The sequence below is a fragment of the Lysinibacillus sp. NPDC096382 genome (assembly GCF_044762845.1).
Classification (GTDB): Bacteria; Bacillota; Bacilli; order Bacillales_A; family Planococcaceae; genus Lysinibacillus.
This window is the reverse complement of sequence record NZ_JBIWFC010000006.1, coordinates 149,627-161,456: the sequence shown is the minus strand read 5'-3', so window position 1 is coordinate 161,456 and position 11,830 is coordinate 149,627. Positions and strand designations below refer to the sequence as shown.

Genomic DNA, 11,830 nt, shown 5'->3' with positions numbered 1-11,830 from the left:
TCTGAGTGAGTAATTACTTGCTCACCTGCAATTGCGTTTCAAAACAGGACTTTCCTTTATTCATGTTTTTCATGATATAAGGGAGGTCTTTTTTTTATGGTTAGAATCATTGATTTGATTGATGATTTCAAAATGAATCAAGTAATCATTGGTCGTGCAACAGAAATTGAATCGGTAAAAGTCAATTATATTAAGAAATACATTCAGTACCGACAACATCTAGTTGAAACAACGCTTCAAGCATAAGGAGAGCTATGTGGTAGAAAGAGACAAACTCTATGGATGCTAAATTATAAGATTTATTTCTAAATTTGTTCTATAATGGGGTATTATGGTTGTTACAGGAGGATATGGTTTATGGTAAACGTTGCTACTGATTCAAGAGAAACTATCAGAAATGAAAAAAAGGTTTTAAAAGTTGGGTTAATCATGCCTATCTCTAATACAGAGGGGTTCCCATTAGGGCATTGGGCTGATGTTAGAAAAATAGTTGAAGAAGCACTTGAAGAAATTATAGAGTTTAAAGTTGATGTAAGTATGGTGAGTGAATCAGAAGATACAACCTTGATTCAAAAAACTATTATCCAAAGAATTTATGAAGATGATATTGTTGTTGTTGATGTAAGTTCTAAAAATCCTAATGTAATGTTTGAATTAGGAGTTAGATTGGCTTTTGATAGACCATTTATACTACTTAAAGATGATTTGACTGATTATATTTTTGATATATCATCAATACACCATATTAACTACCGCAGGGATTTAAGATACAAGGATATTGTAGATGTTAAGAACCAGATTAAATCTAAGTTAGTTGCTACATATAAAAAATCTTTATCTGAAGAAAGTATGTATCTAAAAGATTTCGGGACTTTTAAGGTGGCAAATTTACAAAGTACCGAAATACCTATGATGGATTACCTTCAAAAAATGTTTAGTGATGTTAAGAGAGAAATTAGAGAAGTAAAGCCTAATAAGGTTGAATCGAAATTAACGTATCAATTTAATGAGGAGAATAGGAGTAAAAGGGAAAAGATGTTAAAGGATAGAATTAATTTGATAGTTAATGAATACATTTTGAATAATGATGTAGGGGATGGTTCGGTGTTATTTAGTGAAGAACATGAAATTAGAGAATTGATTTATAGAGATAATATAGTTAAGAGAATAACTAAAGATGAGAATGAATTATATTTAGTATTAAGCAATGTTTTAAATGACCTCGGTTATTTACCATTTTAATATATTGCTATGAAGGATTGATAATGAAATAGAAAAACGATTTAGTGTATTGAATAAGTAGAAGCAAAATAGTTTAGACATATTGTATCCTATTGTTGATGGTCAGGCTATCTGAGTTGAGGAACTTAGACGCAGAGAAACTACAGGGGTGGTTAAATAGCTATAATACAAGACCGAATAAAGAAATTCATAGGCTAGATGTTTTATATTTGGGTAAGGACTTATTTAATATAAGGGGATATTTGGAAAAATGACAATTAAGATTAAATTTTTTGATAAAAGAATTATAGAACAATTTCTAAAAATTGTTGGTGGAGTTAGTGCTGCTCTGTCTTTAGTATTAATTTTTTGTGAGTTACCTGATAATTGGAAAATAAAAGCTGGGGTTATTTTTATTATCATTCTGTGTTTAATATACATTGGAGTTTGGATTTATGCTAATAGATTAGCTGAAACTAATTTAAGTATTGGAGGAACTACTGTTCATATAAAAAAAGGTGATATTTTTAGCCAAGAGGGGCTAAAAGTTATACCTTTTAACGAATATTTCGACACTATCGTTGATGATAAAATTATTGCAAAAACCTCTCTTAATGGAAAATACATTCTGAATATCTTTACAGATGCCAATGAGTTATCTAAAAGAATAAAAGAAGATGACGAATTAAACGTTTCTGAAAATATACTATGCGAAAATGTTCCTAGAAAAGGTGGAACAACAAAGTATAAATTAGGAAGCTCGATCGTAATAGATGACTATGTATTGACTGCATTTTCTAAATTTAATGATAAAAATGAAGCTGAGTTAACGATGACGGAATATATAAATTTTCTTCTACAATTTTGGAATGAGATTAATAGAGTTTATGCACAAAAAAGCGTAACTGTACCAGTATTTGGGTCCGGAATAACAAGGTTTAAAGGTGGATTTAATAATATTGAAATTGGTGAATTACTGAAAATAATGCTTTGGACATTTAGGATTAGTGAGACTAGGTTTAAATATCCAGCAAAATTAACTATAGTCATCTATGAAGGTTTATTTGATCAAATTAATTTATTTAGCTTACAGGAGGATGTAGACTAATGGCATATAGAAATGGGACATATGTAGCGTTTGACGGACAAGGTACAACAGATCCAACAAAAAGTGATATGAAATATTATGGACTGCTTCAAACAAAGTAAAAGCAATACTTTGACTTTTAGTGACAGTCACAAGAAAACATATCAAGTGCAAGATACAAGTTCGATGGTAACTTTGCAAAATAGATTACTTGAACGAATGAAAAATTCGAAAAATATGCTTCTGATAATTTCAAAAGATACGGCTTGGGATAGGGGGTTACTTAATTTTGAAATTGAGAAAGCTGTTGATGTATACGACTTACCAATAATTATTGCTTATACTGGATATAATGCTATAACCGCGCCAAGCCAGTTAAGCAATTTGTGGCCAAAAGCTTTAACTTCTAGGATAAGTGATGGATCGGCTAAATGTATACACATTCCTTTTAAAGAAAAAGCTATAATGACAGCTATATCACAATTTAGTATCCATAGTACAGGGGATAATATTCTGGCTAGTTCATATACTACATATACAGCAGAGACATACAGAAAATGGGGTTATATGTGATATTTCCGAAATTATTAACCGTATAAAAATGTTCCACGATGGTAAGTAGTGCAAGAGGAAAAATTTTATATTTATTTTTGTTTTATTAGATAAATGTTCTGTTAAAAAATTATTTTGTATTGATACATTCCTAATTAAATTATATTAAATATTAAAAATGCCCCCACAACATATAATTTTTAATTAAACGTAGTCAAATACGTAGTCAAATACGTAGTCAAATATTTCCGTTAGTAGCTATAAACCCTTAAGAACACTGATATTATAGTGTTTTATGAGACGGTAGGTTCGACTCCCGCCGTCTCCATACATTAGAAAAAAATAGTTTCAAAAAGTGCCAAGTTTCTTGAGATATCAAGGGTTTGGCACCTTTTTTGTTACCTAAATGAATTTAGTATTATTCAATCTCGAAATTTATAGGGCTGTAAAATTTCATGACATAGACTAGCTCGCACAAGCCCCTCTCTATCGGTGGGGGGTAAGATATAAAGAGTATTGATCCTACAGTTATAATATATAATTTAACTGGGGGAAAATCTTCAAGACCTTTAATCAGTCCTCTAATGCTTCTGTCTGTATTTAAGTAATGTCCCTCAAAAAGATGTACCAGTAAGAAATGGCTACGTACGAAAAGATCCACCAGTTGGTATACCCCAATCAATTTACTCAATAGCCATCGCAGGTACGGTTGTGTGACTCGTTTTCTTTCCCCACAACAAACAAAACATATGGTACGCTACTATCAACCTGGGCACAAAGTAGAGGAGGTTTTCAAGATGCATGAGGCATTTATCCAAGCGTATTTTTTGAAAAAAGATGAAACGATTGAAAGGGTAGAACAACAAGAGCAACTATTTGTTGCGACTATTGTCAAAAAGACGGCGCGTACATTTCGTAAAGTCGCTTATTTAAAGTTTACGATGAATACAGAATTCACTTCACCGCTTCCTAAAAAATTAGCATCCTATAAATTTACACCAAATGCAAAACGAACGTTACATGAAACGAATGACACGATTCAGCAGTGGCTACAACAGGGCTGGATTGTGCGCGAAATTCGTTATCACACAGACGGAATTAGCGTTAAGGAAGATTATTACCGCATTGGCCCGGCTTACATAGAAGCTCAACAAAAATCCGAGCAACAACAGTTCGCAAAACAACAGCAACAGATGCAGGCGTTAAAACAAAAAGCCGAGAAACTAGCGTTACCGGAGTTATTCCAACAGGCGATCGAATGGAATATGCTACCTGAACAGTGGACGCTGAAAAAGCGCATGAAATACATTGAGTTTTGTTTAGCGTTTTATGCGTTATCCTTGCAAAAAGAGCTATTTGATTTTAAAGAAATCGGCGCGGCCTTACACGATACGATTGGGGGTTCAAAGGTATTTGACCAAGAGCGCGAGGTTTTTTTAGCGCAGCTAGAGCACAGTGGTATTGACCCGATGCTTTACGGGCTAGTGAGCATCGGAAAAATTGTGCCAATTTATTTTACTGGTGATGTGCAAAATAACGTTGCAACGTATGCGATTGGCGCGGTGCATGCGACGACGGATAATGCGGTCTTAACATCACCTTTTACAACGACAAATACAACATTATGGCTTGTTGAAAACCGCGCTATTTTAACGCGTTTAGCTGTAGAGACGGAATTTTTACGGCAAACGAATTCTTGCATCGTTTGTTTAGACGGACAAATTCGTTCTGCACATAAACAATTTATTGAGCAATTACTGCAATCAGCTATTAAACAAACGATTATTTGGACAGATACCGATAGCGCGGGCATCACGATTGCCAAGTATGCTGCAGCATTAGTTAAGGGAACTGTAAAAATTGTTGGGCGGGATTATGAATTGTATCATTCGATTGAAAGCTTTACAGCCCAGGTGCAAGAGGCGCATGAACAGGAGCAGCAGTTAGGAGGGGTTGAACAGTGGATAAAATGGATGTAAAAGCACCGATTTCGATTTTTACAAGCGATTATCAAACCGCAGAATTTATGAAATCAATGCGGGATTTAGCATCGTTAGCAGGTGTGTTAAAAGAATTAAGTACCGAAAAAATGTACGATTCCCCAATCGAAATTATTCGTTTTTTAAATGTCATTCAGTTAATTAACGAAGCATCTCTCGGCATTAAAGATCCCATCGATAACGAGGAAATACTATACTATCGATATCAGTCTACGTATTCACTAGACAAAGAACCGCCAACATTAGCGCAAATTACAAGAATGCTCACGATTTTAGAGCGCAATAATTGGATCATAAAACAGAGTCGTCAAATTAAAATGCGTGACCGTGGGAAAAATTTAATGGATGGGTTGATTCGCATGGGTAACGATGCGCTTGCCTATTATTTGCAAGATGATATTGGACGCTCTCTATTTCAAGCAAGACGAGATGCTGAAATAAGCGCTGCCTACGACGATCAAGGAATTTCCGGAGGCAATAAAATCGCATCGATGATTTACAACGTTGAAGAGGCGATTAAGCAATTAGAGGAACGCCAGCTTGAACTTCTTGCTGATCGCAATGCCTTACCGCAGCTGGAAAAGATTAATCAACTAATGCTTGAGCTTGAAACAAAATTAAATGAACGTTTACAACAGTTTGGTACCGTCGAAGAAAGTACGAAAATGAGCGATTTAATGCGTCGTGGAACGGCTGCCATTTCAAAAGGGACCTCTCTTAGCTTGAGCTTACTGACAAAATATATTCGCTTTGTCAATATGCAGCTCACACCTACTGCTGACACCATTTCACCAGAAAAGGTGCGCCAGTTTATTTTGGCGATGCATTCACCTGAAGCTAATACGAATATCCCAACAGCTCATGATATTTTAAGTTTTATGGAACAAAATCAATATGAACAAGAAGCGATGGATGGGCTGTGGGTCCCTGTGAAATTTGCTGCACCGATTGGCCCGCAAGATATTACAGATGCTATATATTATTTACAAACGTATGAACCGAAGCTAGAAAAGCCGATGTCTCATCAACTTGAGGATGAATATGAAGAGATCGAAATGGATGTTCGTCCTATAAAAGAAGCATTGCAGGATGCTTCATGGAAAATGACACAATCTCTGATTGATACCGAACGAATTGAAAATTATTTAACCGAGCATGGTGAAACGGAAATGGAAGAGCTCATTGTGGAATCGAGTTCAAACAAATGGCATGATGCGATTCTTTCATTATTAGCTGTATCGGCACTTACGAGTAACAATAAGGTAGAACAACAGCCTATCGAGCAAGCGAAGGACTATGAAAAACAATGGGAGTGGATAGACGATGATGACAAACGATTTACCGTTCGACAATACCCTTATGATGATGAATAGCTTAAAGGGCTATTTGACGACCGAAGAGGAATTAGCGTTTATGCAGTTATTATTTTCTTCATCTGCATCGATTAAAGGGGCAAATTACGGCTTAGCAAAGAAGGATTTAGCAAAGATGCTAGGCATTAATAATGGAGATGATGAAGCTTTGCATTCATTTATCAATCGTTTAAATGCAGCGTTAAGTCGCTATTTCCGTGTCATTTACGATGCACGTCGAGACCGCGTCATTGTCATGATGCATGTAACCGCAAAACATGCGAAATCAACATTAAGCAGTGAAGCGCTCGCAATTATGCTGTATTTGTTTTATCACCAAGAAGTACTCGGGCATGAATTTACGCTCTTGCATCAAATCCTGGTTGATTTTGGACATGAATCATTGAACGCCAACCGCAAATTGAAAAATAATATTGACCAACTGAAAAAAATTGGTGCGGTTACAGACTACGAATCCGTTTCTGAAGAGGCATTTATGTTAACAGCCATAGGAGTACATATGTTTTCGGAGTCATTTTTACGACGAACAACGGAATTTGCTCAGGAAACACAGCTTAGTAAAGAAGAAGTAATGAAGTTTTTCAATCGTTATAACTTACATATTGAGGAGGAAAACGAATGATTCCGTATCAATTAAAAATTCAAGGCGTTCGCGACTACTCACCTCGCAGCATTTATTTTGGGGAACCAGACGAGCATATTTTAATTACTGGTCCAAATGGTGTAGGAAAATCGACATTAACATTTTGCCTTGGTGCCGTGCTACATTCATCAAAGGTAGAACTAGAGGGACTTCGTTCAACAAATTTAAAAGTAAATGACCCTTGGTATGCACGTATTACACTCGTATTTTTAAATGATGGCCGGACGAAAATTGATGGTCCAAAATTCATTGCCTTTCAGCTAACGGTCAATCAAGATACGAAAAATAGCCCGATTCAGCGCGAGTACGAGGTGTTAAATGGGCCAGACGAAGCGAACTTAACATCTCATGCCCGCTATACATCTGGTGGAATAGCGGGACGTACATTCAAGGCGTATCGTGAAGATTTGCGCGTGCGCTATAAAATTGAACCAGATGTTTTTTATTTAATTTGGTATCAGCAAGAAGTCAATCAATTTGCGGCGATGTACCCGGAAGAGCGTTTTCGCAAATTTAGTGACATGTTCGAGATTTCTGATATGCAAAAGGAATGGGAAGCTTCATTAGAAAAAATTAAAGAAGTTCGTATGGAAATTGAATATTTAAAGGGTATTCAAAAAGGTGCAGAGCTAAGCGTGAATGCGGCTCAAACCGAGCTCAATAAATATTTAGATAACAAAAAACGTATTTTCACATCTGGCCAGAAATATTATACGTTGCTCCATCAAATGATCGCGTATTATAGTACTTCGATTGAAAAGACGTCCGAGCAAAAAGCTAATGATCAAGTGGAAAAGGAAAAACTAGTCGTTTCGAGGCAACAATTAAAGCATAACATTAGTGAACTAGAGCAACAAAGAACACAATTGTCAGGGGATGTTGGGGCATTATCACAGCAATTAACCCAAATAGCAGGTCAGCTACAACAACAGCAAAATGAAGATACACAACAACAAAAATCGCAGGAGCAGTTAGAACAGCAGCTTGAAGCTATCGATAAAAAGAGAAAGCATTTACGCTTTGATGCCGAAACGGTACAACGTAAGCTAGAAGAAACAAAAAATCAATTAGCGATGATTACAAATCAATTAAGTGAGCTCAGTAATCAACAAATGCAACTGCGCAAGCAAGAACGCGAGCTCAATCAAGAAAAAAGCTTTTTACAAATGACTACATCGCACCTAAAAGATGAAATCACAAAGGCAGAAAAGCACAAGGCAATCTATGTAAGCAGTGTGCAGATCGAGCAAAAAATTAATACCTTAGCACTACAAAATGAACGGGAATTTGAACAGATACAGCGTCTTAAGATAGAACTAAAAATGATGGAACAAAACGTTAAACAGTATGAGCAAAAAAAGGTAGTATCCAAACGCCAGCAGCAAGGACTACTGCATTTAAAGCAGCAACAACTAGAAGCGTACCCGTTACGTGAGTTAATAGAGCTCATGCCATCTGCTCCATTGCAGTTAGAAAAGCAACTTGATGGGATTAAATATACCATTTTTTATGTTGGGAAAAACTATAAGCCGGTCAATGATTTATATTACGTATCACTTCAGCAACTTGTGCCGACAGAAAGTATCTCGAAGCTACCAGAGTACGGCTTACAAATTCGTAGTGATTTAACTGAACAGCAGAGGAATTATGCCAATAAAGCACTTTGGTGGGTGAAACAATTTTTCTTAGAGAGTCCGAAAATCGAGCAAGGCTTGTTATATGATACGCGCGGTATTCGTGGTGCACAGGAAGCGGCGCAATATATTTTAAGTGATGTGGCGATTGAAAGGCTATTGCAGGAAGTACAACAGTCATATTCAAAAACAAAGAACGAGCAGCAACAATTAGAACAACAATATGCAGAAAACAAGCGACAGTTGAAACAGCTACAAGGCCATCTTCATACGATGCAATTAGCCGAAAGTACACTATTAAAGCAAACGGATTATGCATCTTATATTCAGCAACTTGAACTAGTCGAACAAAAATTGTCAGCACTTTATGATGAGCAAACGGCAATTGAAATTCAACAAGACAAGCAAAAAAGCGAGCATAGTGAAGGAAAGTATAATCTGGATTTTTATGAGCAACAATGGAAAATTCATGAGGAGCTCGGCGCATTTGCAGAGCAGCAAATGCAACTACAACAGATTGAGCAGGCAAGAAAATACTTGCAACAAAAAATTCGAGTGCTTACAACGGAGCAAGAGATAAAAGAACATGAAATTATTAAACAAAAACGAAAGCAATTACGACTAGGTGAACAGCAACAACAATTCGAAAGCAATTTGAAAATAGTCGAAAGTCAAATAACAGGTTATGAGTTAACGATTAAAAAGGCAAAGGACAAGCTAGAATTAGATGAAACGATGAAAAGTCGCTGTGAGCTTGATATGATTGAACTTGAACAGGTGCTACCGCAAGAAGCACAGCAACTAGATGAACAACTAGCAACGAACTTGTCACTGACGATGCTACAGGCTGAAAGCGAACAAGCAAAAGCTGAGCTACGCAATGCCCGCTTAGAAAAAATTAACGAAAATGCCCAGCAAAATTACGATCAACAAAAAGCTGATTTCGATAAGAAAAATGCTGATTTAGCGAAATCAGAGCAACTCCTTGAAAGCAATACGGTTCGTGCAAATGAGTGGGAAGACCGCTTAGAAACCACGATTTCGATGCACTTAATCAAAATCAATACGCTTTTCCAAAAATATATGGATTTGTTCCAGTTTGAAGGGCAAGTGGAAAAGGAACGCATTGAAGAAAAATCAGGTCGTGTCAATTTCCGACTGTATATTAAAGCGCGTAAAATTGGGCATCAAGGTGCACTTGAAGATGTGAGTATGAAGGCTCGTAGTGGAAAGGTGGGGCTAGGTGTATCGGGTGGGGAGGAATCACTAAGTTCACTTCTTTTCGCGCTCGCACTACTGCAAAACTTAGCTACTTCACCAGGCTATATCGTGCTCGACGAGTTTGATAGCGCATTAGATGATGAGCGAAAAAATAAGGTGTTTAATCTTTATGCCGAGGAACTGCAACGTAAGCTGATTATAGTGTCGCCAAAGGGACATGATGAAACGTATTACAACTGCTTCTCGAAAGTATTCATTGTTGAGCATGATGCAACGATTCCGAAAAGTACGATTCGAGGGATACAGAATAAGAAGTGAATGTAATTGTTTTTGATTTATAATTAAGCATTGTCAGAAGTTTGTTCCAAACAAATCATTCCATAGGATTTCTTCTTTGAAATTTTAAGCGTTCTTTTTAGATAGTTTCCTATGAAACAATTAACCGCATTTTCAAGTTGTTCCCACTCAACCTGTGGGGTAAAACGGTCTTTGCTCCATCCTGAAAATAAGAAAATGGAATCTCTAAACGGATCTAATTCAAAAGAATCCTGAATGAGTATAGAGAGACCATCAATACCTTTACGGATGTAGACATTCTGCACGCTTGTAAAATCATGCATCATCGTTTGTTCAATCCTTCAGGATCGTTTGGATGATGCGCTTATCTCACCATTAAAAGAAGGAAATTTCAGCACTAGTTGTTTTAATGATGCAGCTCGGCTCTAGAGAATTTTGTGGTGAAGTTGTTGCTGAAGAGTTATTAGTGATGATAGGATCTAGTGTCATAGGGACAATTTTTAGTTTAGTAGTTGATATAAAGAAGCACCTCCTTAAATTGATATATTTATCGTACAGGAGGTGCCTGGTTGTTTATATGTGTTATTTGAATACGGGCTTACAATTGAAAAAGAATAACAATAAGAATAAATAAATTTTTATATTCGATAAACTTGTTTAATCAAAAGTATTATAGAATTAAGGTTAGGATGAGTTAGGCTTTATGAGGTCTACTCGAAATGAAAAAACTAACTATTTCGCACCCCGAAAGTTCATACTTATGGTGTGTGAGAGGTCAGCTAGCCTCATATCATTAATTATGACAAACTCTTCATAACTTCTTGAATAAAAGAATCTCTATATTCAGAGTCAAAAATATAAACACCTTTTTCATGCGAAATTTTAAGTATCTCTTCAATCTTTGATTTATCATTCTTTTTAAAGGCTTGTTCTACATACTCCAAATCTTGCTTGAAATGTTGAATAAATGTATCGCCTTCTCTTTGAATATCGATAGCTAAAAATGGATATGATAGTGATGTTTTTGTTGGGATTATTATAGTTTCAAACATATATTTTAGACTTTCTAATGGAATATAAGAAATTTCTTTTTTTAATTCGAATTTTTCAATAATAGGTAAAATTTCATTCACAAATCTTTGCATATGCTCAATATCAGATAATTTCGTACCTTCTAAATCGTTGTTCACAATAATTTTTTTTACTATTTCAAATTGATTTTGATCTAACAAATTTTTTATATATAAAATTTCTTCTTTGAATTTAGTTCTTTCCTCTTTACTTAATTTTCGGTGATCAATAACTACATCTTCTATCAACTCCCAGCCAATACCCGGGATAAAATGTGCGTCTATAAAATACTTTATTTCTTCTATAACTATCATATTTAGCGACTCCTTTTAGCTAGTATTCAATTAATGGTGCAGAAAAAATTATATAAAATCCTTCGTCATGCAAACCAGACTTTTCTAAAATGAGGTAACTCTTTGTTAAGTCAGTATATTTTTGCTTGCTCTTCTTTGAAATACCATAGCCTATAGGGAATTGGTGAGTGAACTCTAATCTCATACGTCTATGTGATTCACCGGGATCTTGCCATATCCATTCTGCGATTTCTTCGCTATGCATAACTAAATTTTCATTTATAGCCTTTATTGCAATATCTCGACTATAAAAACACGTAATATCAGTAAATGTAATTCTTAATTTTCTTTCAAGTTCTTCATCCGTCAATTTACAAAACATTACTTCATTGTTTGATATCATTTTTTTTCTCCCTTTAAAACTGATTAAAGAATATG

General features: G+C 35.5%; 11 protein-coding genes. 8 read left to right on the top strand and 3 right to left on the bottom strand.

Going from position 1 to position 11,830, the window contains the following annotated elements; translation table 11 throughout:
• The first annotated feature begins 96 nt into the window (after positions 1–96).
• The 8 genes from ACIQZA_RS11320 to ACIQZA_RS11285 all read left to right on the top strand — a co-directional run bounded on the left by ACIQZA_RS11320 (position 97) and on the right by ACIQZA_RS11285 (position 10,049).
• Positions 97–246 carry a hypothetical protein gene (locus ACIQZA_RS11320; RefSeq protein WP_402881621.1) on the top strand — a complete coding sequence of 50 codons (150 nt, stop codon included), beginning with the start codon at positions 97–99 and terminating at the stop codon, positions 244–246.
• A 111-nt stretch (positions 247–357) separates the two neighbouring features.
• Positions 358–1,242, top strand: a complete 885-nt coding sequence (locus ACIQZA_RS11315; protein ID WP_402881619.1) for a hypothetical protein — start codon at positions 358–360, stop codon at positions 1,240–1,242.
• Between the two features lie 250 nt (positions 1,243–1,492).
• Positions 1,493–2,329 (top strand): macro domain-containing protein, encoded by an 837-nt coding sequence (locus tag ACIQZA_RS11310; protein WP_402881617.1) that lies wholly within the window; start codon positions 1,493–1,495, stop codon positions 2,327–2,329.
• Positions 2,330–2,407: 78 nt separating this feature from the next.
• Positions 2,408–2,881: a TIR domain-containing protein gene (locus tag ACIQZA_RS11305; protein WP_402881615.1), complete on the top strand. Its 474-nt coding sequence runs from the start codon at positions 2,408–2,410 to the stop codon at positions 2,879–2,881.
• Positions 2,882–3,657: 776 nt separating this feature from the next.
• Positions 3,658–4,839 carry a DUF2399 domain-containing protein gene (locus ACIQZA_RS11300; protein WP_402881612.1) on the top strand — a complete coding sequence of 394 codons (1,182 nt, stop codon included), beginning with the start codon at positions 3,658–3,660 and terminating at the stop codon, positions 4,837–4,839.
• Complete coding sequence (locus ACIQZA_RS11295) at positions 4,830–6,233, top strand: hypothetical protein (protein WP_402881703.1); 1,404 nt, start codon at positions 4,830–4,832, stop codon at positions 6,231–6,233. The genes ACIQZA_RS11300 and ACIQZA_RS11295 overlap by 10 nt, the downstream gene beginning before the upstream one ends.
• Positions 6,184–6,855 (top strand): hypothetical protein, encoded by a 672-nt coding sequence (locus ACIQZA_RS11290; protein WP_400938905.1) that lies wholly within the window; start codon positions 6,184–6,186, stop codon positions 6,853–6,855. Before ACIQZA_RS11295 ends, ACIQZA_RS11290 begins: the two co-directional genes overlap by 50 nt.
• Entirely contained in the window at positions 6,852–10,049 is a 3,198-nt protein-coding gene (locus ACIQZA_RS11285) for an AAA family ATPase (RefSeq protein WP_402881609.1), read from the top strand. The genes ACIQZA_RS11290 and ACIQZA_RS11285 overlap by 4 nt, the downstream gene beginning before the upstream one ends.
• A gap of 23 nt (positions 10,050–10,072) precedes the next feature.
• On the opposite strand, the gene tnpB is transcribed toward ACIQZA_RS11285, so the two are convergent.
• The 3 genes from tnpB to ACIQZA_RS11270 form a co-directional block, all read right to left on the bottom strand.
• A complete protein-coding gene (tnpB, locus tag ACIQZA_RS11280; protein WP_402881607.1) occupies positions 10,073–10,354 on the bottom strand; it encodes an IS66 family insertion sequence element accessory protein TnpB in 282 nt (93 codons plus the stop codon).
• A 471-nt stretch (positions 10,355–10,825) separates the two neighbouring features.
• On the bottom strand, positions 10,826–11,413 hold the full coding sequence (locus ACIQZA_RS11275; protein WP_402881605.1) for a hypothetical protein: 588 nt from the start codon (positions 11,411–11,413) through the stop codon (positions 10,826–10,828).
• 19 nt (positions 11,414–11,432) lie between these two features.
• Entirely contained in the window at positions 11,433–11,795 is a 363-nt protein-coding gene (locus tag ACIQZA_RS11270; RefSeq protein WP_142509337.1) for an RNase A-like domain-containing protein, read from the bottom strand.
• Positions 11,796–11,830 lie beyond the last annotated feature (35 nt).

What these genes read in the sequence shown, in the direction of transcription:
- ACIQZA_RS11320 (WP_402881621.1), top strand. Translation starts at nt 97, where the DNA reads ATGGTTAGAATCATTGATTTGATTGATGATTTCAAAATGAATCAAGTA.
- ACIQZA_RS11315 (WP_402881619.1), top strand. Translation starts at nt 358, where the DNA reads ATGGTAAACGTTGCTACTGATTCAAGAGAAACTATCAGAAATGAAAAA.
- ACIQZA_RS11310 (WP_402881617.1), top strand. Translation starts at nt 1,493, where the DNA reads ATGACAATTAAGATTAAATTTTTTGATAAAAGAATTATAGAACAATTT.
- ACIQZA_RS11305 (WP_402881615.1), top strand. Translation starts at nt 2,408, where the DNA reads ATGGACTGCTTCAAACAAAGTAAAAGCAATACTTTGACTTTTAGTGAC.
- ACIQZA_RS11300 (WP_402881612.1), top strand. Translation starts at nt 3,658, where the DNA reads ATGCATGAGGCATTTATCCAAGCGTATTTTTTGAAAAAAGATGAAACG.
- ACIQZA_RS11295 (WP_402881703.1), top strand. Translation starts at nt 4,830, where the DNA reads ATGGATGTAAAAGCACCGATTTCGATTTTTACAAGCGATTATCAAACC.
- ACIQZA_RS11290 (WP_400938905.1), top strand. Translation starts at nt 6,184, where the DNA reads ATGATGACAAACGATTTACCGTTCGACAATACCCTTATGATGATGAAT.
- ACIQZA_RS11285 (WP_402881609.1), top strand. Translation starts at nt 6,852, where the DNA reads ATGATTCCGTATCAATTAAAAATTCAAGGCGTTCGCGACTACTCACCT.
- tnpB (WP_402881607.1), bottom strand. Translation starts at nt 10,354, where the DNA reads ATGATGCATGATTTTACAAGCGTGCAGAATGTCTACATCCGTAAAGGT.
- ACIQZA_RS11275 (WP_402881605.1), bottom strand. Translation starts at nt 11,413, where the DNA reads ATGATAGTTATAGAAGAAATAAAGTATTTTATAGACGCACATTTTATC.
- ACIQZA_RS11270 (WP_142509337.1), bottom strand. Translation starts at nt 11,795, where the DNA reads ATGATATCAAACAATGAAGTAATGTTTTGTAAATTGACGGATGAAGAA.